Source organism: Subtercola boreus (assembly GCF_003399635.1).
Classification (GTDB): domain Bacteria; phylum Actinomycetota; class Actinomycetes; order Actinomycetales; family Microbacteriaceae; genus Subtercola; species Subtercola boreus_B.
In genome coordinates, this window is sequence record NZ_NBXB01000004.1 from 1 (window position 1) to 19,494 (window position 19,494).

Here is a 19,494-nt window from a genome sequence, read left to right on the forward strand (position 1 = left end):
TTCCGGGCCACCGCCACGACGTCATCACGGAACTCTTTCGGATATGCCTTTGCCATAACTGACATCCTTCCAGCGAGAATGAAATCTCACAGATCAGATGACAACCAAACCCTGGGCAGACCCCTGGAAACGGTCATCCGTCGGGCCTGGTGGAGCGATCGGCGGGCCGAACGCGCTGCTGAGCCTCGGCAGGTGGCTGACCGAGGCCGGCGAGGAGAGCACCGACCTGGCGCTCGGCGCCCTCGACCCGAAGGTGCGCGCGCTCATCGAAGCGGCGACGCCGGGACTCGACTGGCGGCAGTTCGACTTCGTGAGACGCGCGGCACTGAGCGACGAGGCGGCGTGGCAAGGCGCGTTCGCGGCGGTCGACGTTCCTGCCGCCGGGCGGCGGGTGCTGCGCTACCGGCCGGTTCCCGTCGTGATCAGGCTCTCCGATGGCGAGTCGCTCGATGCGCTCGTGCGGGTACTCGCCGCGGGAACCCGGGCGCGGGCATCCCTCGGGCTCAGCACGGCGCTGAAACTGCCGCGTCCGCTTCGGGCGCTGCTGAAGGAGCGGCGCGTGCGCGTGTTCGTCGAGAGCGATGAGACCTGGCTGGCGCGGGCGGCGGAGGTGGGCAGCGGTTCGTCGCGGATCAGGATGATCGGGGGAGACCCTCGCGCGCTCGCCGAGGCGGTCGGCGGTTCGCCCGACGTGACGATCCACGCGGGCGAGGCCACGCGGGCGGGCCGGATCGAGCTGCTGCCCTTCCTCGCGGAGCAGACGGTGAGCGTGCCGACTCTTCGACACGGCAGGCCGAGCCCGGTCGCAGACGTGCGGACCTGACCTTCGCTGCCTTCCCGTCTTGCCTCGCCTGCCCGGTCTCGCCCCGCCTTCCGCGCACGCGTGACCGGCAACGTGTCTGAGCTGCCTCTGTGAGATGAATTGCGCGCTGCTTGTGAACATCGCGTTCGCACGTTCCGCAGACCGACGAGGCGATCACGCGGTTTTGGCACACCGAGAAATTCACAAGCTGAGCACCACTTTGCCGTGTGCTTTTCCGCTGCGTACGTAGTCGATTGCGGCCGCCGCCTCTGCCAGGGGAAAACTGGAATCGACTCGGGGTGCGATCACATTCTTCTCGGCCAGAGCCGTGAGAGTTTTATAGTCGGCAGGGTTTCCGCGGGAGACGAGTCCGCGCAAGCGATGTCGTGAGAACACGTTGACGACGGTGGCCGCCAGGGTTCTTTCGATCCCGCCGAGGAAAGCTCCTCCGTTCTCTCCGCCCACGATCACAAGGGTTCCGTCGGGCGAAAGGACACTTCGCAGACGTCGGAGCGAACGGTTGCCAGCGGTATCGATGATGATGTCCCATTCACGTTCGAGATCTGTCGGATCGGTCTCGCGGTAGTCGATGACGTCGGACGCTCCAAGCGAGCGTACGAATTCGGCCTTGGATGAGCTGCACACTCCAGTGACAGTGGCGCCGGCGGCCACCGCGAGCTGCACGGCGAAGTGACCCACCCCGCCGCTTGCGCCAAGCACGAGCACGCGATCTCCGGCGTTGATCTTCGCGTCGCGAACGGCTTCATAAGCAGTTACTCCGGATATTGGAAGGGCGGCTGCGTGTACATGGCTGAGGTTTCGGGGCTTTGGACGAACCTTGCCTTCCTTAGCCGTGACGTATTCGGCGAAGGCGCCTTGCGCTGAACCCATGACCTCATCACCGATGTGGATATGCGTGACGTCGGGGCCGATGGCGACCACCCGCCCTGAGAAGGCCAAACCCGGTATCGGGTCGCGAGGTGTCCTCAGGCCGAATCCGAAAAGTCGCATCACATACGGCTTGCCGGTGACGAGGTGCCAGGTGCCGGCATCGACCCCGGCCCCGCTCACTCGAACGAGTACTTCGTTCGCAGAAGGAATCGGTACGGCACAGATGGTGAGATGAAGGGTGTCCGGATCACCGTAGGCCGTGCGGGTGATGGCCGACATGGTTGTCGGGAGAGTCGGCGCTGAGCCAGCCGCAGACATGCCTTCGATGGACTTAGCGGTTTCTTTCGGTTTCATGGTGACTCCCAGCTGGTGATGTTGGACGAATGTGCGGATCCGGGTAGTGGAAGACAGCGTCGAGCGGCAGCCCGAAGACGTGAGCAATCTGAAAGGCCACCTCGAGCGAGGGTGAGTATCGGCCCTGCTCGATGGCAATGATGGTTTGCCGCGTAACGCCGATGCTCCCACCCAGGGCGGCTTGGGTCATCTCCCCACTGGCGAATCGGAGCGCGCGGATACTGTTCGTGACACGGGTGGCCTTCACCACGCCGGCGTTCCCCATCGGTAAGCGATGAGCCGGGCGGCGGAGCCGAACACGGCCGAAAGCACGAAGCCGAGGTAGAGGATATTGGCGATCCAGAAATAGTCGACCTGAAGCAATGCGAGCGATAGCGCCCCAACACTGCCAGCAATGACGAACCCCTCGCCTGCCCGTCGGCCGAGTCGATCTATGTCTCTGTCGCGCTGATCAATCCGCCGCGCTTCTCTTGGTGTTGCCACGGCAATGGTCACATTGGCCAGGATGCCGACAACTACCGCTCCGCCGATTGTTGCCAACATGGCGGATACATATTCCACCTGTGACAGCGGGGTGGAGGCGAATGCGGGCAAAACCAGTATCACGTAGGCGGTATAGCCGGCTACCGCGACAAGCAAGAAAGCTGACGCCCTTTTTTCTTCGAATGACATGTGCGTTCCTCTGCCTCAAACCAATAATTCAGAGTAAAGAAACTTTGACTTGTTGTCAAACAAACATGACTCGGTTATATCGAAAGCTTTTGCGTCGCTGCGTCGGTCGGTCGTCTAGCGCTTGATGAGGTTCGACAGCACGATCGCGCTCCGTGTGTGATCGACGTTCGGCGCGATCCGAACCCGTTCAAGCGCCAGCTCCAGGCTCGGGATGTCGCGCGAACGCATGTGCACGATCGCGTCGGCGCTGCCGGTCACGGTGCCTGCATCGACCACCTCGGGCACGCCCGACAGGATGCGTTTCAGCTCCGCCGGCGCGACCGTGCCCCGGCAGAACAGTTCGACGTAGGCCTCCGTCACTTTGCCGTCGAGCGACGTGTCGAGCAGCACGGTGAAACCCCGGATGATCCCGTCGGCGATGAGTCGGTCGATCCGCCGTTTCACGGCCGACGCCGACAGCCCGATGACCTGGCCGATGTCCCCGTATCCCGTGCGGGCGTTGAGCTTCAGGAGGTCGATGATGCGAAAGTCGAGGTTGTCCATTCGAAGCAGCCTACGACGTTTTCTTGCATTCCGCCTTGCTCTACGCAGTTATCCGGCGCTGGATGATCGACCAACCACATTACGAGCGTGCCAGACTGGACGCCTGGCGTGCTCTTCGGAGCCTCAGGACGACGTCCGCCATCCGTCGAAGGAAGGATGCCCGTGTCTACCTCGTTGCCCATTTCCACCACTCTTGAAGAGATCTTCCCCTCAGAACCTCGCGTTCGAAAGGCGAAACCGCACACCTACCTAATGTGCCGCCCTGAATTCTTCACCGTCACCTACAAGATCAACCCGTGGATGGATCCGGCCCTCCCCACCGACACCGCCCTCGCGCTGGCCCAGTGGCAGACCCTCTACGACACCTTCATCGCTCTCGGCCACACCGTCGAACTCATCGGCCAGGTCGACGGCCTGCCCGACATGGTCTACTCAGCCAACGGTGGCTTCGTCATCGACAATGTGGCCTACGGCGCGAGCTTCGCACACGTCGAACGCCAGGCCGAGGGCCCCGCGTACATGCGCTGGTTCGCGGATGCCGGTTACGCCGTGCACGAGCCGCAGAACATCAACGAGGGCGAGGGCGACTTCATGCTCGTCGGCGACACGATCCTCGCCGGAACCGGGTTCCGCAGTGCATCCGACTCGCACAATGAGGTCGCGAAGCTCTACGGCCGTGAGGTCGTCACGCTGAACCTCGTGAACCCGAACTTCTACCACCTCGACACCGCCATCGCCGTTCTGAACGAGTCGGCAGACGAGGCTCCGGATGCCGCCACCATCGCCTACCTGCCGAGCGCCTTCGACGCCCCGAGCCGTGCCGAGCTGGAGCGCCGGTACCCCGACGCGATCCTCGTCAGCGAGACCGACGCCGCCGTGCTCGGCCTGAACTCGATCTCCGACGGCTACAACGTGGTGATAGCCTCGCGCGCCACCGGCTTCGAGGCGCAGCTGCGGGAGCGCGGCTACAACCCGATCGGCGTCGACCTCAGCGAGCTGCTGCTCGGCGGCGGCGGGGTCAAGTGCTGCACGCTGGAGCTCCGCCGATGATCTCCGTCGACTCCTCCACCCTCACCGACCGGGCGATCGCCCGCGAGGAGGAGCACGCGGCGCACAACTACCACCCGCTGCCGATCGTCGTAGAATCCGGTGACGGAGCGTGGGTGACCGCCGTCGACGGCCGGCGCTACCTCGACTGCCTCGCCGCCTACTCCGCGGTGAACTTCGGGCATTCGAACCCGGTTCTGCTGGATGCTGCCCGCGCCCAGCTCGGCCGCATCACGCTCACCTCGCGCGCCTTCCACAACGACCAGCTCGGCCCGTTCGTCGAGGCGCTCGCCGCACTTGCGGGCAAGGAGATGGTGCTGCCGATGAACACCGGCGCCGAAGCCGTGGAGTCGGGAATCAAGGTCGCGCGAGCCTGGGGCTACCGGGTGAAAGGTGTTGCCGACGGAATGGCGAACATCGTGGTCGCAGACGGAAACTTCCACGGCCGCACGATCTCGATCGTGAGCTTCTCCGATGACGCCACCGCGCGTGATGGCTTCGGTCCGTTCACGCCCGGGTTCCGCTCGGTGCCCTACGGCGATGCCGCGGCGATCGAGGCTGCCATCGACGAGAACACCGTCGCCGTGCTGCTCGAGCCGATCCAGGGCGAGGCCGGCATCATCGTGCCGCCTGCCAGCTATCTGCCAGCTGTCCGGGCCATCTGTACTTCCCACAACGTGTTGATGATCGCGGATGAGATCCAGTCCGGCCTCGGCCGCACCGGCACGACGTTCGCCTGCGAGAGCGTCGGCGTCGTGCCGGACCTCTACCTGCTCGGCAAGGCACTCGGCGGCGGGATCGTTCCCGTCTCGGCGGTGGTCGGCAACGCCGACATCCTCGGCGTGCTCCGCCCGGGCGAACACGGCTCGACGTTCGGCGGCAATCCGCTCGCCGCCGCGGTCGGCAGTGCTGTTGTCGCGATGCTCGCCACCGGTGAATACCAGCGGCTCGCGGATGCCCGGGGCTCCCTCCTGGCGGCGCGCCTCGAGGCGCTCCTCGGCCACGGGGTTCTCGCCGTGCGCACCGCCGGGCTCTGGGCCGGGATCGACATCGACCCGGCGCTCGCCACTGGCCGCGAGGTCTGTGAGCGGTTGATGGAACGCGGCGTGCTCGCGAAGGACACGCACGGGTCGACCATCCGCCTCGCCCCTCCGCTGGTCGTCTCGGAGGCCGACCTCGACTGGGCGGTCGACCAGCTCGCCGCCGTGCTGGCGGAACTCGGCGCCGCCTGAGTTCCATGGCGAAGGTCCGGGGGGCCCGTCATCACCCCCCGTCCGGGCGAACGTCCATCCAGATCCATGGTGCGACGTGCATCTGCGTGCCAAGATACGACTGTGACCAGCGCAGGAACCACTACCGACCTCGACGACACCAGCCGCGAGACGAAGACGTTCTTCGGCCAGCCGAGGCAGCTCGCGCACATCTTCGGCGTGGAGATGTGGGAGCGCTTCTCGTTCTACGGCATGCAGGGCATCCTGCTGCTCTACCTGTTCTACCCGGCCGACCAGGGCGGGCTCGGCATCCCGAAGGACACCGCCGCGGGCATCGTCGGCGCCTACGGCGGCGCGGTCTACCTCTCGACGATCCTCGGCGCCTGGCTCGCCGACCGCATCCTGGGCTCCGAGCGGGTGCTGTTCTTCAGCGCCATCCTCATCATGTTCGGGCACATCGCGCTGGCGCTCCTCCCGGGTGGCCTGGGTGTGGCCATCGGCCTGGTCACGATCGCCATCGGCAGCGGCGGGCTCAAAGCGAACGCCACTTCGATCGTCGGCACTCTCTACTCGGCGGATGATCCGCGGCGCGACGCCGGATTCTCGCTGTTCTACCTCGGTATCAATCTCGGTGCCTTCGTGGGCCCACTCCTCACGGGACTGGCGCAGACCACCCTCGGGTTCCACTACGGCTTCGGGCTCGCCGCGATCGGAATGGCGGCCGGGCTCATCCAGTACAGCGTCGGCCGCCGGCACCTGCCGAAGGCCGCGAGCATCGTGCCGAACCCGCTGCCGGCCCGTCACCGCAGCCGCGCGGTCGTGGTCGCAGTGGTCGCCGTGGTCATCGTTACGGTCGCCGTCGCCACGGGTATCCTGAACGTCGCGAACCTCGTCACGGTGGTGATCGGGCTCACGCTCATCGCCGCGATCGCGTACTTCGCGATCATCCTCCGCAGCTCGCGCATCACAAAGACAGAGCGCAGCCGGGTGTTCGCCTTCATTCCGCTGTTCATCGCCAGCGTCGCGTTCTGGTCGCTCTACCAGCAGCAGTTCACCGTGGTGACGCTCTATGCGGACAGCCAGCTGAACCGTGACCTCTTCGGCTGGCAGATGCCGGTGTCGTGGGTGCAGTCGATCAACCCGATCTTCATCATCATCCTGTCGGGCGTCTTCGCCGCGATCTGGACGAAACTCGGATCGCGACAACCGGCCACGCCGCTGAAGTTCGCGGGCGGAACGATCGTGATGGGGCTCGCGTTCCTGCTCTTCCTGCCGTTCGCGGGCGGCGGCGCGAACTCCACCCCGCTGCTGGCACTCGTGGGCATCCTGTTCGTCTTCACGATCGCCGAGCTGCTGATCTCCCCGGTCGGCCTGTCGATCTCCACGAAACTCGCTCCGGAGATCTATCGCACGCAGATGGTGGCCCTGTTCTTCCTGTCGATCGCACTGGGCACGGCCATCTCGGGCCAGCTGGCTGCGCTCTACGACCCCGCGAACCAGGCCCCGTACTTCGGCGTGCTGGGGGGCATCGCCATCGTGATCGGCCTGCTGCTGGCATTCTCGACCCCGCTCGTGCGGCGTCTGATGGCGGGCGTGCGCTGACGCGCCCCGTCCGCCACCGGAGCTGCGTACTCAGAGCGCCCTGGGCTCGCGCTCCGCGGCCTCGGCGCGGGCGCGTGGGATGAGGCGCTCGAGCTGCGTCACGTGACCGGGCTCGAGTTCTTCGAGCGAGTTCACCCCGAGCAGGCGCATCGTGCGCGTGATCTCGCCGCTCAGGATCTGGATCATGCGGTCCACACCTTCCCGCCCGCCGGCCATCAGGCCATAGAGGTAGGCCCGGCCGACCAGTGTGAAGCGGGCGCCGAGCGCCACGGCGGCCACGATGTCCGCCCCGGACATGATGCCCGTGTCGAGGTGCACCTCGTATTCGGATCCCACCTCGCGCACGACCTCCGGCAGCAGGTGGAACGGGATCGGGGCGCGGTCGAGCTGGCGCCCACCGTGGTTGGAGAGCACGATCCCGTCGACGCCGAGATCGGCGAGCCGGCGGGCATCCGAGAGGTTCTGCACGCCCTTGACCACGATCTTGCCGGGCCACTGCGCCTTGATCCAGGCCAGGTCGTCGAACGTCACGGTCGGGTCGAACATCGAGTCGAGCAGTTCACCGACGGTGCCCGACCAACGATCGAGCGAGGCGAAGGCGAGCGGCTCCGTGGTGAGGAAGTTGATCCACCATTCGGGCCTCGGCAGCGCATTGACGACCGTGCCGAGCGTGAGCTGCGGCGGGATCGAGAAGCCGTTGCGCTTGTCGCGGAGGCGCGCACCCGCCACAGGCACGTCGACCGTTACGAGCAGGGTGTCGAAGCCAGCGGCTGCTGCCCGGTCGACGAGGGCCATCGAGCGGTCCCGATCCTTCCACATGTACAGCTGGAACCAGTTGCGGCCGTTCGGGTTGGTCGCCTTCACGTCTTCGATGGCCGTCGTGCCCATGGTCGACAGCGAGAACGGAATACCCGCCGCCGCAGCCGCGCCTGCCCCCGCGATCTCGCCTTCGGTCTGCATCATGCGCGTGAAACCGGTGGGCGCGATGCCGAACGGAAGCGAGACGGGGGCACCGAGAACGTCCCAGCCCGTCTTCACGGTCGACACGTCACGGAGGATCGCCGGGTTGAACTGGATGTCCTCGAACGCCTGCCGGGCCCGGGCCAGGCTGATCTCGCCCTCGGCCGCGCCTTCGGTGTAGTCGAAGGCGGCCTTCGGGGTGCGCCGGCGGGCGATCTTCTGCAGGTCGGCAATGGTGAGCGCTGATTCGAGCCGACGCCTCTTCGCATTCAGATCGGGTGCCTTGAAGTGCATCAGGGGCGCGAGGTCGCGAACCTTGGGAAGGCGTCGTTCAACCATGGTGTGGTCCTTTCGGGAGGGTGGATGTCGCGGGGGTGCCGAAACCGGCCTCCGCGTAGTACTGGGTGATGTGATCGTTGACGGTCTGGCTCGCCGCGACGGGGTCTCCGCATTCGATCGCCGCGACAATCGCGCGGTGCTCCCGTCGGAGCCGATCGGAGGTGGTGCGCCACGACGTCAGGTTCGGAACCCCGCCAAGGGCGTAGCTTTCGATCGAGTTGCGGAGGCCGGTCATCATGGCGGCGATCACCTCATTGCCGGCGATCTCGGCGAGCGAATAATGGAACTGGGCGTCGAGGGCGAGAAACTCCCCGGGTGTCGGCTCTGCGGCACCCGTCGCCTCCATGGCGTCGAGGATCTCGGTCGCGGGGGAGAGGTCGGGGCAGGGGGTCGCGGTCGTCTCCGCGCTTGCGGTGGTGCTGGAGGCGGCGTTGGCACTCGCACTCGCCGCGAGCTGCGCCGCCACCGCGGTCTCGAGGATCAGTCGGGTCGCGACCACGTCATCGACCCGGAAGCCCTGCGCTGCGACCTGCAGCCGGATCAGCGACGACATCCCGCCCGAGGGCCTCGCGATGATGATCGCTCCAGACCCCGGGCCCGATCCGGTCTGGGTGCGGAGCAGGCCGAGCACTTCGAGCACTCGCAGAGCCTCGCGGACGGATGATCGCCCCACCCCGAGCTCAGCGGCCAGCGTTCGCTCCGAGGGGAGGTGGTCTCCCGGCCCGAGTGCACCCGAGAGGAGGTCGTTCTCGATGTGGGTGAGCACCTCCTGCCACGCGCGAGTGGACTCGGGGGAGGTGGTTTCGCCGATCATCCGGAGCCTTCGACTGTGAGGGTGTACAGGACTGCCACAGGGAAATGTGGTCAGACCATGTGGTCAGACCACACTTTACGCCCCTTTTTCCCGGAAGACCAGCAACAATCCTTCTTCTGGTCGGCCCGGATTGTCATAGCCGGCTCATAGCTGCAGCAGGGTGCGTCAGAAGACTGCCGGCGCAGAGTATCTGCATGACCTCGCCAGACTCCTCCCTCGCTCTTGATGTCGTGGTGCCCGTGTACAACGAGCAGGTGGCGATCGAGCCCAGCATCCGTCGCCTCGCCGACTACCTCACCGACGCAGTGCGCGTGCCGTGGCAGATCACGGTCGCCGACAACGCGAGCATCGACGAGACGCCGGCCATCGCCGATTCGATCGCCGAGCGGTATCCGAATGTGCGCGTCATCCACACGGCGCGGAAGGGCCGCGGGCACGCGCTCAAGCTCGCCTGGGGTACCTCGACCGCCCAGGTGCTCGCCTATGTCGACGTGGATCTCTCGACCGACCTGTCTGCCTTGCCGCCACTGATCGCACCGCTGCTGTCGGGGCACTCAGACCTCGCAATCGGCACGAGGCTCTCACGCTCGTCCCGCGTGGTGCGCGGTGGCAAACGCGAGTTCATCTCCCGCAGTTACAACGTGCTGCTGCACGGGATGCTCGGGGTGAGCTTCTCCGATGCCCAGTGTGGTTTCAAGGCCATTCGATCGGATGTCGCAGCCAAACTCCTTCCCCTTGTGCAGGATGACGCGTGGTTCTTCGACACCGAGCTGCTGGTGATCGCGCAACGGAGCGGCCTGCGCATCCACGAGGTGCCGGTCGACTGGATCGACGACCTCGATTCGCGCGTCGACATCGTGCCGACGGCAATGGAGGATCTCCGCGGAGTCGTGCGGGTGGGGCGGGACCTGATGCGCGGGGTGATCCCGGTGCAGGCGGTCTACGCCGAGCTCGGTCGATCGCCGATCGGCCCGGTTGCGAGGCCGTCGTTCCTCGGTCAGGTGGTGCGTTTCGGTGTCGTCGGGGTGGCGTCGACGCTCGCCTATGCCCTCCTCTACCTGCTGTTCCAGGGCGTTCTCGGAGCGCAGGGGGCGAACTTCACGGCGCTGCTGCTCACGGCGGTCGCGAACACCTGGGCGAACCGGCGCTTCACATTCAGGATCCGCGGACCCGAAAAAGCTGCCACTCACCAGTTTCAGGGACTGATCGTCTTCGGAATCGCCTGGGTCATCACGGCGGGTTCGCTGGTGGCGCTGAACGTGCTGGCTCCGGATGCTCCCACTTTCGTGGAGCTCGTCACACTGACGGCGGCGAACCTGGTGGCCACCGCCGTGCGGTTCGTGCTCCTGCGTCGCTGGGTGTTCCGGGCGCCCAAGGTCTCCTCCTCCCCAGCCGGGGATTCGGGCGGGTTGTCCACAGATCCTGCTGCGGGCGGCCGCCCCGCGTTGGCCTTCGCTCAGGATGGGGCCACGTCCCAATCCGCCTCCTCGTCACTCGGTTCGTCTGCTTCCCCGTCGTCATCTTCTTCTTCTCCCGTCTCTCCCACTTCCACCTCTTCTTCGTCTTCACAGAAAGCGAGCGCCGCCTGATGACCAGCAGCACTCTTCCCAGGCCCTCTGCGCCCACCGCGCCGGGGGCGTCCGCTCTCGGCGGCCGAATCCGGATGCTCCGCCGCTCCGTCATCCGCGGCCGGGCCACCCACGCCGCCTGGGAGCGTCCCGCGTTCCTCGGGCTCCTCCTCGTCACAGCGATCGCGTACTTCTACAACCTCACCGCCAGCGGCTACGCCAACGAGTTCTACTCGGCGGCCGTCCAAGCCGGATCGACGAACTGGGAGGCGTTCCTCTTCGGTTCTTCCGACGCCGGCAACTCGATCACCGTCGACAAGCCCCCGGCGTCGCTCTGGGTCATGGCGCTGTCTGTTCGCGTCTTCGGCCTGAGTTCCTTCAGCATCCTGATGCCCGAGGTGCTCATGGGCCTCGTGACCGTCGCCCTCGTCTAAGTGATCGTGCGTCGCCACTTCTCTCCCGGTGCAGCGCTGCTGGCCGGCGGCGTGCTCGCCTCGACGCCCGTCGCTGCCCTGATGTTCCGCTTCAACAACCCGGACGCCCTGCTCGTTCTGCTGATGACCGCGTCGGTCTACTTCACCCTGCGCGCCATCGAGAGCGGGCGTGAGCGCTGGCTGCTGCTCGCCGGGGCGATGATCGGATTCGGGTTCCTCACGAAACAGCTGCAGGCATTCGTCATCCTTCCCCCACTCGCTCTCGCCTACGGTTGGGCCGGCCCGGTGAAGTTCGGCAGGCGGCTGCTTCACCTTCTGGCCGCGCTGGCTGCCGTCATCGTCTCCGCCGGGTGGTGGGTTGCTCTCGTCGAACTCGTGCCAGCCTCCATGCGGCCCTATGTCGGAGGGTCGCAGAACAACGACTTCCTCGAACTGACCTTCGGCTACAACGGGTTCGGCCGCCTCACCGGCGCCGAGACCGGTAGCGTCACCGGCGGTGGCGGCGCGGCCACCACCGGGGGTCAATGGGGTGCCACGGGCATCACCCGCCTCCTCGACGGTGAGTTCGGCGGCCAGATCGCCTGGCTGATTCCGGCCGCCCTCGTTCTGCTCGTCGTCGGCTTCGTGCTGCTGCGCCGTCAGAAGCGAGTGGATGCCCGCCGCGCCATCCTCATCATGTTCGGCGGTTGGCTCGTCATCACCGGTCTCGTCTTCAGCTTCATGGCCGGCATCTTCCACGCCTACTACACGGTCGCCCTCGCCCCGGCCATCGCGGGAACGGTCGGAGCCGGGGCGATCCTCCTCTGGAACACCCGTCGGCATCTCTGGGCGCGCATCGTCGCCGCGGTCGTCGTCCTCGGCACGGGAGTCTGGGCCTACTCGCTCCTGACTCGGGCCGCCGAATGGCTCCCATGGCTCAAATTCCTCGTGCTCTCGCTCGCCATCATCGGGGCCGGGATGCTCGTGGTCCGCTGGAAGCGACGTGCCTTCCGGGTGGCCGCGCTCGCAGTGGCTCTCACGGCGTCGCTCCTCGCCCCGGTCGCGTACACGCTCCAGACGCTCTCGACGGCGCACACCGGCTCCCTGGTGACTGCTGGCCCGACGGTGGCGTCGTCGACCGGCTTCGGCCGCGGAGGCGGTTTCGGCGGTGCGGGTGGTGCGGGTGGTGCGGGTGGTTTTGCCGGCGGCACGCGGCCGGGCGGAGCCACGACCGGTGGAACGACGACCGGCGGCGCAGGTGGCACTCCGCCCGGCGGGAGTCTGCCCGGCGGAACCGCCCCGGGTGCGACCGGTACGACCGGCGGCACCACCGGCGCAACGGGTACCGGCACGACTCGGGGAGGCACGGGCACCCGCGGTGCGGGCGGCGGCGGACTCCTCGGAGGGGCCACCGTGAGCAGCCGGGTCAGCGCGCTCCTCACAGCGAACGCCTCGAGCTACATCTGGGCCGCGGCAACGGTCGGCTCGCAGAACGCGGCCAGCTACCAGCTCGCCAGCCAGGCGGCCGTCATGCCCCTCGGCGGGTTCAACGGCAGCGACCCCTCGCCGACGCTCGGCGAGTTCAAGGCCCTCGTGGCCGCGGGCAAGATCCACTACTTCATCTCGGCCGGATCGATCGGTGCCTCCAACGGTGGCAGTTCGGTCTCCTCCGAGATCGCGAGCTGGGTCGCGTCGACCTTCACCGCCACGACGGTCGACGGCACCACGCTCTACGACCTGACGACGGCAGCCGCCGCCAGCCAGTCCTGAACATCAGCTGCTGTTCCAGGGAGTCGATGTGATGTCGATCAATCCTCGAATCCACTGTGAACCAGAGGCGATTCCATGAGACCGTAGCCACAATGAAGGGTGTCGGAAACAGTGTCCATTGCCCTCGTGTGCGCTGCCATGGTCGGCGCGATCGCGGTCGCCCTGGTGGGTATCCCGTGGATGGTGCGCTCGGAGCGGGAGCAGCGCAAGCGAACTCCGACCGCGGGCATGATCGGCATCGCCGACGAGATCTTCCACCCGGGGGCGCACCACGCCGACCTCATCTGGGTCGCCCAGACGGAGATGCCTGCGCCGGCCCCTCTCGCCGGGGATCCCTTCCCCGACGGCAAGGTCACCCTCGAACTCGGGAAAAGGCGTTGGCTGTACCCGGCCGTGAAATCGGCGCGGTTGCGGTGCAGGGCTCGACGGAGGGAGGCCCGCCGGTGTTCAGCGGCCAGCCCCCACGAATCATTGAATCGGCGGCCCCATCCCACTCCTCGCTCTCCTGTGCGGCGGACAGGGCAAGGGCCGCCCGTTCTGCGAACCCACGGCATGAACCCCTGTGCGTCGGGTGGCCCGTCGCCCCGCACCGGGCGTCCGCCCGGCGGAGCAGGGGCGGCGGGTAGGCTGGCGGCTTCGAAGTGAAGGGTGTCGCCCGTGGGTCGCGTGTTCGTTGTCGGTTCGTTGAATGTCGATTCTGTGGTGCGCGTCGAACGTCACCCCTCGCCGGGAGAGACGCTGATGGGTGGCGACCTCGCCACCTTCTGGGGAGGCAAAGGAGCGAATCAGGCCGTCGCGGCAGCGGAGGCCGGCGCCGATGTGGTCTTCGTCGGGCGGGTCGGAGATGACCCGAAGGGTGCCGAGTACCGCACGCGGCTCGCGTCCCGATCCATCGACGTGCGACCGCTCCGGGTCACGCGCGGTGTCAGCACCGGCCACGCGATGATCGCCGTCGCAGCGAGCGGGGAGAACACGATCATCGTCTCGCCCGGCGCGAACGCGCGAGTCACGGTCGCCGACCTCGACGTTCTCCGCGGCACGGGCGGGTTCGAGACCACCGACACGGTGTACGACTCCGAACCGTCGGGGATCACCGCGGGCGACGTTCTGCTGGTCTCGCTCGAGCTCGACGTCGAGGTTGTGTCCGAGGCGGTGCGGATCGCCTCCGCGGCCGGCGCGCGCGTCGTGCTGAACCTCGCCCCGTTCGCCGCGCTGTCGCCCGAGGTGCTGGCGCTCGCCGACCCCGTGATCGTCAACGAGCACGAGGCGGAGCAGCTCCGGGCATCCGGTGCCGAACCCGGCTCCCTGCTCGTCACGCTCGGTTCTGCGGGCTCCCGCTGGGGCGACGTCGAGGTCGCATCGACCCGCGTCGCCGACGTCGTCGACACGACGGGAGCGGGGGACACCTACTGCGGCACGCTCGCGGCGAGGCTCGCCGCCGGCGACGACCGCGCGGCGGCCATGGCGGCGGCCAGCACCGCCGCGGCCCGCTCCGTCGCCTGGCTGGGCGCGCAGCCCGCCTGAGCCGTCCGTCGGTTTCCCGCCGAAGTCAACTCCAGGGGACGCAAACTGCTCCAACCCAGACTCATGGGAGCAATTCGCGTCCCTTCGGTGCGGCGATGGCGGGAGGGGCGTGTGCCGATGGCGGCGCGGGTCAGGCCGCGGGCTCGTACCGCATAGGCGGGAACGACGTCGCCACGAGCATCCGCATCGCCGCGAGGTCGCCCGACACGAGGCCGACGGCCCGCGCCTGCATCAGCACGTTGCCGAGCGCTGTCGCCTCGACCGGCCCCGCGAGCACGGGAAGACCGGTTCGATCCGCCGTCAGCTGGCAGAGCAGCGCGTTCTGCGATCCGCCACCGACGATGTGGATGGTGCGGATGACCTTTCCCGACAGTTCCGCCGCCGTGGCGAGTGAGGCGGAGTACGCCTCGGCGAGACTCTCGAGAATGCTCCGCACGAATTCCGCACGCGACGTGGGCGTGGGCTGATCGTGGTCTGAGCACCACGCAGCGATGCGTGCGGGCATGTCGCCGGGCGAGACGAAACGGGCATCCCCGACCTCGAAGACGGCAACTGGACCGACGACTGCGGCGGCATCCGCCAGCAGGGACGGCAGGTCGATGACCTCACCGGACCGCTCCCAGGTGCGAACGGACTCGGACAGCAGCCAGAGCCCGGAGACGTTCTGCAGAAACCTGACCCGGCCATCCACCCCGCCCTCGTTGGTGAAGTTCGCCGCGCGGCTCTCGTCACTGACTACCGGATGCTCGAGCTCGACACCCACAAGTGACCAGGTTCCGCTGGAGATGTAGGCGAAGTCGTCATCCACGGCGGGCACTGCCATCACGGCGGAGGCGGTGTCGTGCGATCCGATGGCGCTCACGGGTAGGCGCGACGCGAGGTGGGCGGCGCCGATCTCCTCGGTGACCGCCGGAAGCAACCGCCCGACCGTCTCGCCGGGTTCGATCAGTGCGGGGAAGAGTTCACGAGACAGGCCGAGCCGGCCGATCAGGGCGTCATCCCATTCGCGCGTCTGTACGTTGAGCAGGCCCGTCGTCGATGCATTCGTGCGCTCGGCGCGGCGTTCACCTGTCAGCCAGTAGCCGATCAGGTCGGGGATGAGCAGCAGCGCATCCGCCTGGTCCAGGATGTCGCGGGGCTCGGCCCCGAGCTGGTAGACCGTGTTGATCGTGAGGAACTGCAGCCCGCTCGCACGGTACAGCTCGGCGAACGGCACGGCGCCGTGGATGGCGTCGACGCCTCGCGCGGTGCGGTCGTCGCGGTAGTGGAACGGGTTGCCGAGCATCCGGTCGCCTCGAAGAAGTGCGTAGTCGACGGCCCAGGAGTCGACGGCGATACTGGCGAGGCCCGGTTCGCGGCGCACCGCTTCGGCGAGGCCGGCGATGACGTTCCGGTAGAGCTCGAGGATGTTCCAGTGCAGGCCGTCGATCGTGCGCACGGGGGTGTTCGGGAAGCGGGCGACCGATTCGAGGCGGATCCCGTCGGGGCCGACGTAGCCGAGCATGACGCGCCCGCTCGTCGCGCCGAGGTCGATGGCGGCCACGACGCCGCCTGCGGGTGCCGCACCGCCTGCGGGTGCCGCGCCGCGTGCGGGTGTGCCCACCTCCGCACTCATCGCAGGAATGCCGCGGCCACGCCGGCGTCCACCGGGATGTGCAGCCCCGTCGTGTGCGACAGATCGTCGCCGGTCAGTACCGCGACCGCGTTGGCCACGTTCTCCGGTAGCACCTCGCGCTTCAGCAGCGTGCGCTGGGCGTAGTACGCGCCGAGGTCCTCTTCCGGAACCCCGTACACAGCCGCGCGCTTGGCGCCCCAGCCCCCCGCGAAGATGCCCGACCCGCGCACCACTCCGTCGGGGTTGATGCCGTTCACCCGCACACCGTATTCGCCGAGTTCGGCGGCCAACAGCCGCACCTGGTGGGCCTGGTCGGCCTTGGTCGCCGAGTAGGCGATGTTGTTGGGGCCGGCGAAGACCGAGTTCTTCGACGAGATGTAGACGATGTCCCCGCCGAGTCCCTGGTCGATGAGTACGCGGGCCGCGGCGCGCGAGACCATGAACGAGCCCTTCGCCATGACGTTGTGCTGCAGGTCCCAGTCTGCGTCGGTCGTGTCGAGCAGCGACTTCGACAGCGACAGGCCCGCGTTGTTCACGATGAGGTCGAGGCCTCCGAAAGCGAGCAGTGCGGCATCCACCGCCGCCTGGATCTCGACGGCAGACGTCACGTTCGCCTGCACGCCGATGGCGACATCCGTCGACCCCAGCTCGGCCGCAGCGGCAACGGCCTTCTCGAGGTCGAGGTCGGCAATGACCACACACGCACCCTCGGCGGCGAGGCGGGTCGCGATGGCTTTGCCGATCCCGGATGCCGCGCCGGTCACCAGCGCGATGCGGGTGGCATGCGAGGCGGGCTTCGGCAGGCGCTGCAGTTTCGCCTCCTCGAGGGCCCAGTACTCGATGCGGAACTTCTCGGACTCGTCGATCGGAGCATACGTCGAGAGTGCCTCGGCCCCCCGCATGACGTTGATCGCGTTGATGTAGAACTCGCCAGCGACGCGCGCGGTCTGCGCGGTGGCGCCGTACGAGAACATGCCGACGCCCGGGATCAGCACGATCGCCGGGTCGGCGCCGCGCATGGCGGGGCTGTCGGGCGTCGCGTGGCGGTCGTAGTAGGCCGCATAATCGCTGCGGTACTGCTCGTGCAGTTTCTTCAGGCGCGCGATCTGCTCCTCGATGGAGGCCGTCGCCGGCAGGTCCAGGATGAGCGGCTTCACCTTCGTGCGGAGGAAGTGGTCGGGGCAGCTGGTGCCGAGCGCACCGAGTCGCGGATGTTCGGCGGAAGCCAGGAAGTCGAGCACCACGTCGGCATCGGTGAACGACCCGACCTGCTCACGGTCGGTGGAGGCGAGGCCCCGGATGCTCGGGGCGAGCGCAGCGGCTCTCGCGCGACGTTCGGCGGGCGGGAGTGCGGCGTGGCCGTCGAGGGCGGGCCCGAACGGTTCGGAGCGGCCGTGCTCGGCGATGTACGCGGCGGCGGTCTCGATGATCCAGAGCGAGTTCGCCTCCGCTTCGCCGCTGGAGTCGCCCCAGGCGGTGATGCCGTGGCCGCCGAGGATCACGCCGATCGTGTGCGGGTTCGCCTCCTTGATCGCGGCAATGTCGAGGCCGAGCTGGAAGCCGGGGCGGCGCCAGTCGACCCACGCCACGCGACCACCGAAGATCGTCGCGGTGAGGGCTTCGCCGTCGGCTGCCGTCGCGATGGAAATGCCGGAATCGGGGTGCAGGTGGTCGACGTGGGCCGCATCCACCAGCCCGTGCATCGCGGTGTCGATGGACGGTGTCGCCCCGCCCTTGCCGAACAAGGTGTGGTCGAAAGCGGCGACCATCTCGTCTTCGTGTTCGATTCCGCGGTAGACGCCTTTCAGCGCGCGGAGGCGGTCGAGCCGCAGCACGGCGAGTCCCTGCTCCTTCAGCGTGCCGAGGTCGCCGCCCGAGCCCTTGACCCAGAGCAGTTCGACATCCTCACCGGTCACGGGGTCGCGTTCGAGTCCCTTCGCCGACGTGTTGCCGCCCGCGTAGTTCGTGTTCTTCGGGTCTGAGCCGAGCCGGTTCGACCGCTCGATCAGCTCGCGGGCTGCGGGATTCGTCATGGGTTGCTTTCTGTTTCGGCACTGAATGATCTGACGCGTGATGTGCGGGCAGAAATGACCCCAAAACTCTGGTTTCAGGTGTTTTTCTGCCCGCAGATCGGGGGTGGGGGTGGAGGAGGGGTGTGACAGGCGGGTCAGGCGCCCCAGCCGGCCTGGGTGCCGCCGGCGCGGGCCGCCGCGATGCCGGCCTGGTAGCCGGAGGCGGCGTAGGCGGCCATGGGGTCCGCGGGGAGGCCGCGCGACTCGCGCCACGCCGCGAGGAAGGGACGCACGTCGGTGTAGAAGGCGTCCATCAGGATGCCGTTCGCCCCGAGCACGTCGCCGGCGGACTGGGCCGCATCGAGGGCGGCGCGATCGACGAGCAGCGCGCGGGCCGTCATCTCCTGCACGTTCAGCACCGAACGGATCTGCCCGGGGATCTTGTCTTCGACGTTGTGGCACTGGTCGAGCATGAACGCGACCGGCGAGGAGGGGCCGTAACCGCCTCCGCGCACGACCTCCACGAGGATCCTGAACAGCTGGAACGGGTCGGCCGCCCCCACGATCAGGTCGTCGTCGGCGTAGAAGCGCGAGTTGAAGTCGAACGAGCCGAGCTTTCCGAGGCGGAGGAGCTGCATCACGATGAACTCGATGTTCGTGCCCGGGGCGTGGTGCCCGGTGTCGAGGCAGACCATCGCACGATCGCCGAGCGCTGCAACCTGCGTGTACGAGGTTCCCCAGTCGGGAACATCCGTGTGGTAGAAAGCCGGCTCGAAGAACTTGTATTCGAGCACGAGACGCTGGTTCTCGCCGATGCGGTCGTAGATGGCGGCGAGGGATGTCGCGAGCCGATCCTGTCTGCCGCGCATGTCGCCCTGGCCGGGGTAGTTGGTGCCGTCGGCGAGCCAGACCTTCAGGTCCTGCGACCCGATCTGACCCATGATGTCGATGCACTCGAAGTGGTGGTCGATCGCTTTCTGGCGGATGACCGGGTCGATGTGCGTCAGGCTGCCGAACTTGTAGTCGTCGTCCTGGAAGGTGTTCGAGTTGACGGTACCGAGCGACACCCCGAGGTCGTTCGCATAGCGGCCGAGGGCGCCGAAGTCGTCGACCTTGTCCCACGGAATGTGGATCGCGACCTTCGGCGACAGCCCGGTGTGCTTGTTGACCTGGGCGGCGTCGGCGATCTTCTCCTCAGGCGTCCGAGGCGTGCCGGGTGTGCCGAACACCTTGAAGCGGGTTCCTGAGTTGCCGAACGCCCAGGAGGGGAGCTCGATGGCCTGGGCCTCGAGGTCTGCGGCGATGTCGCTGAACTGCACCATTGGAATTCTCCGTAATCTTGCGAGCGGGACGTGTG

The 19,494-nt window shown here is 67.4% G+C and carries 17 protein-coding genes; 8 read left to right on the top strand and 9 right to left on the bottom strand.

Translation table 11 applies throughout. The features are described 5' to 3' along the window. The first annotated feature begins 97 nt into the window (after positions 1 to 97). On the top strand, positions 98 to 823 hold the full coding sequence (locus B7R22_RS00785; protein WP_116409934.1) for a hypothetical protein: 726 nt from the start codon (positions 98 to 100) through the stop codon (positions 821 to 823). A 180-nt stretch (positions 824 to 1,003) separates the two neighbouring features. On the opposite strand, the gene B7R22_RS00790 is transcribed toward B7R22_RS00785, so the two are convergent. From B7R22_RS00790 to B7R22_RS00805, 4 genes are all read right to left on the bottom strand, one after another. Then, complete coding sequence (locus B7R22_RS00790; RefSeq protein ID WP_253258798.1) at positions 1,004 to 2,047, bottom strand: NAD(P)-dependent alcohol dehydrogenase; 1,044 nt, start codon at positions 2,045 to 2,047, stop codon at positions 1,004 to 1,006. Continuing rightward, positions 2,025 to 2,297: a helix-turn-helix transcriptional regulator gene (locus tag B7R22_RS00795; protein WP_116409980.1), complete on the bottom strand. Its 273-nt coding sequence runs from the start codon at positions 2,295 to 2,297 to the stop codon at positions 2,025 to 2,027. The genes B7R22_RS00790 and B7R22_RS00795 overlap by 23 nt, the downstream gene beginning before the upstream one ends. Beyond that, a complete protein-coding gene (locus B7R22_RS00800; RefSeq protein WP_116409936.1) occupies positions 2,291 to 2,719 on the bottom strand; it encodes a hypothetical protein in 429 nt (142 codons plus the stop codon). The genes B7R22_RS00795 and B7R22_RS00800 overlap by 7 nt, the downstream gene beginning before the upstream one ends. A 114-nt stretch (positions 2,720 to 2,833) precedes the next feature. After that, positions 2,834 to 3,262 carry an Lrp/AsnC family transcriptional regulator gene (locus B7R22_RS00805; protein WP_116281334.1) on the bottom strand — a complete coding sequence of 143 codons (429 nt, stop codon included), beginning with the start codon at positions 3,260 to 3,262 and terminating at the stop codon, positions 2,834 to 2,836. Between the two features lie 252 nt (positions 3,263 to 3,514). Here B7R22_RS00805 and ddaH point away from each other — a divergent pair, with 252 nt between their 5' ends. The 3 genes from ddaH to B7R22_RS00820 all read left to right on the top strand — a co-directional run bounded on the left by ddaH (position 3,515) and on the right by B7R22_RS00820 (position 7,122). Further along, a complete protein-coding gene (gene ddaH / locus B7R22_RS00810) occupies positions 3,515 to 4,312 on the top strand; it encodes a dimethylargininase (RefSeq protein ID WP_253258799.1) in 798 nt (265 codons plus the stop codon). Then, positions 4,309 to 5,541, top strand: a complete 1,233-nt coding sequence (gene rocD / locus B7R22_RS00815; protein ID WP_116409938.1) for an ornithine--oxo-acid transaminase — start codon at positions 4,309 to 4,311, stop codon at positions 5,539 to 5,541. Before ddaH ends, rocD begins: the two co-directional genes overlap by 4 nt. A gap of 66 nt (positions 5,542 to 5,607) precedes the next feature. Then, positions 5,608 to 7,122 carry a peptide MFS transporter gene (locus B7R22_RS00820; protein ID WP_116409939.1) on the top strand — a complete coding sequence of 505 codons (1,515 nt, stop codon included), beginning with the start codon at positions 5,608 to 5,610 and terminating at the stop codon, positions 7,120 to 7,122. Positions 7,123 to 7,152: 30 nt separating this feature from the next. On the opposite strand, the gene B7R22_RS00825 is transcribed toward B7R22_RS00820, so the two are convergent. Continuing rightward, entirely contained in the window at positions 7,153 to 8,421 is a 1,269-nt protein-coding gene (locus B7R22_RS00825; RefSeq protein ID WP_116409940.1) for an alpha-hydroxy acid oxidase, read from the bottom strand. Continuing rightward, on the bottom strand, positions 8,414 to 9,235 hold the full coding sequence (locus B7R22_RS00830; RefSeq protein WP_116409941.1) for a FadR/GntR family transcriptional regulator: 822 nt from the start codon (positions 9,233 to 9,235) through the stop codon (positions 8,414 to 8,416). Before B7R22_RS00830 ends, B7R22_RS00825 begins: the two co-directional genes overlap by 8 nt. Before the next feature lie 194 nt (positions 9,236 to 9,429). On the opposite strand from B7R22_RS00830, the gene B7R22_RS00835 reads away from it, so the two are divergent. The 4 genes from B7R22_RS00835 (at position 9,430) to B7R22_RS00850 (ending at position 14,510) form a co-directional block, all read left to right on the top strand. After that, positions 9,430 to 10,824, top strand: coding sequence for a bifunctional glycosyltransferase family 2/GtrA family protein (locus tag B7R22_RS00835; protein WP_116409942.1), 1,395 nt, complete (start codon positions 9,430 to 9,432; stop codon positions 10,822 to 10,824). Next, a complete protein-coding gene (locus tag B7R22_RS20395) occupies positions 10,824 to 11,237 on the top strand; it encodes a glycosyltransferase family 39 protein (protein WP_172582129.1) in 414 nt (137 codons plus the stop codon). Before B7R22_RS00835 ends, B7R22_RS20395 begins: the two co-directional genes overlap by 1 nt. Beyond that, positions 11,238 to 12,986: an ArnT family glycosyltransferase gene (locus tag B7R22_RS00840; RefSeq protein WP_253258800.1), complete on the top strand. Its 1,749-nt coding sequence runs from the start codon at positions 11,238 to 11,240 to the stop codon at positions 12,984 to 12,986. Between the two features lie 657 nt (positions 12,987 to 13,643). After that, positions 13,644 to 14,510: a ribokinase gene (locus B7R22_RS00850; RefSeq protein WP_116409944.1), complete on the top strand. Its 867-nt coding sequence runs from the start codon at positions 13,644 to 13,646 to the stop codon at positions 14,508 to 14,510. A gap of 130 nt (positions 14,511 to 14,640) precedes the next feature. Here the strand turns inward: B7R22_RS00850 and B7R22_RS00855 are convergent, their stop codons facing one another. From B7R22_RS00855 to rhaI, 3 genes are all read right to left on the bottom strand, one after another. Then, on the bottom strand, positions 14,641 to 16,125 hold the full coding sequence (locus B7R22_RS00855; protein WP_116409945.1) for a rhamnulokinase: 1,485 nt from the start codon (positions 16,123 to 16,125) through the stop codon (positions 14,641 to 14,643). Further along, complete coding sequence (locus tag B7R22_RS00860; RefSeq protein WP_116409946.1) at positions 16,122 to 18,158, bottom strand: bifunctional aldolase/short-chain dehydrogenase; 2,037 nt, start codon at positions 18,156 to 18,158, stop codon at positions 16,122 to 16,124. The genes B7R22_RS00855 and B7R22_RS00860 overlap by 4 nt, the downstream gene beginning before the upstream one ends. Before the next feature lie 134 nt (positions 18,159 to 18,292). Next, positions 18,293 to 19,459 (bottom strand): L-rhamnose isomerase, encoded by a 1,167-nt coding sequence (gene rhaI / locus B7R22_RS00865; protein ID WP_116409947.1) that lies wholly within the window; start codon positions 19,457 to 19,459, stop codon positions 18,293 to 18,295. Between the last annotated feature and the right edge of the window lie 35 nt (positions 19,460 to 19,494).

Bases quoted from the DNA above. Each gene is read 5' to 3' on its own strand.
- B7R22_RS00860 (WP_116409946.1), bottom strand. From the start codon at position 18,158: ATGACGAATCCCGCAGCCCGCGAGCTGATCGAGCGGTCGAACCGGCTC.
- B7R22_RS00790 (WP_253258798.1), bottom strand. From the start codon at position 2,047: ATGAAACCGAAAGAAACCGCTAAGTCCATCGAAGGCATGTCTGCGGCT.
- B7R22_RS00830 (WP_116409941.1), bottom strand. From the start codon at position 9,235: ATGATCGGCGAAACCACCTCCCCCGAGTCCACTCGCGCGTGGCAGGAG.
- B7R22_RS00855 (WP_116409945.1), bottom strand. From the start codon at position 16,125: ATGAGTGCGGAGGTGGGCACACCCGCACGCGGCGCGGCACCCGCAGGC.
- rhaI (WP_116409947.1), bottom strand. From the start codon at position 19,459: ATGGTGCAGTTCAGCGACATCGCCGCAGACCTCGAGGCCCAGGCCATC.
- B7R22_RS00825 (WP_116409940.1), bottom strand. From the start codon at position 8,421: ATGGTTGAACGACGCCTTCCCAAGGTTCGCGACCTCGCGCCCCTGATG.
- B7R22_RS20395 (WP_172582129.1), top strand. From the start codon at position 10,824: ATGACCAGCAGCACTCTTCCCAGGCCCTCTGCGCCCACCGCGCCGGGG.
- B7R22_RS00785 (WP_116409934.1), top strand. From the start codon at position 98: ATGACAACCAAACCCTGGGCAGACCCCTGGAAACGGTCATCCGTCGGG.
- rocD (WP_116409938.1), top strand. From the start codon at position 4,309: ATGATCTCCGTCGACTCCTCCACCCTCACCGACCGGGCGATCGCCCGC.
- ddaH (WP_253258799.1), top strand. From the start codon at position 3,515: ATGTGCCGCCCTGAATTCTTCACCGTCACCTACAAGATCAACCCGTGG.
- B7R22_RS00800 (WP_116409936.1), bottom strand. From the start codon at position 2,719: ATGTCATTCGAAGAAAAAAGGGCGTCAGCTTTCTTGCTTGTCGCGGTA.
- B7R22_RS00805 (WP_116281334.1), bottom strand. From the start codon at position 3,262: ATGGACAACCTCGACTTTCGCATCATCGACCTCCTGAAGCTCAACGCC.
- B7R22_RS00820 (WP_116409939.1), top strand. From the start codon at position 5,608: ATGGTGCGACGTGCATCTGCGTGCCAAGATACGACTGTGACCAGCGCA.
- B7R22_RS00835 (WP_116409942.1), top strand. From the start codon at position 9,430: ATGACCTCGCCAGACTCCTCCCTCGCTCTTGATGTCGTGGTGCCCGTG.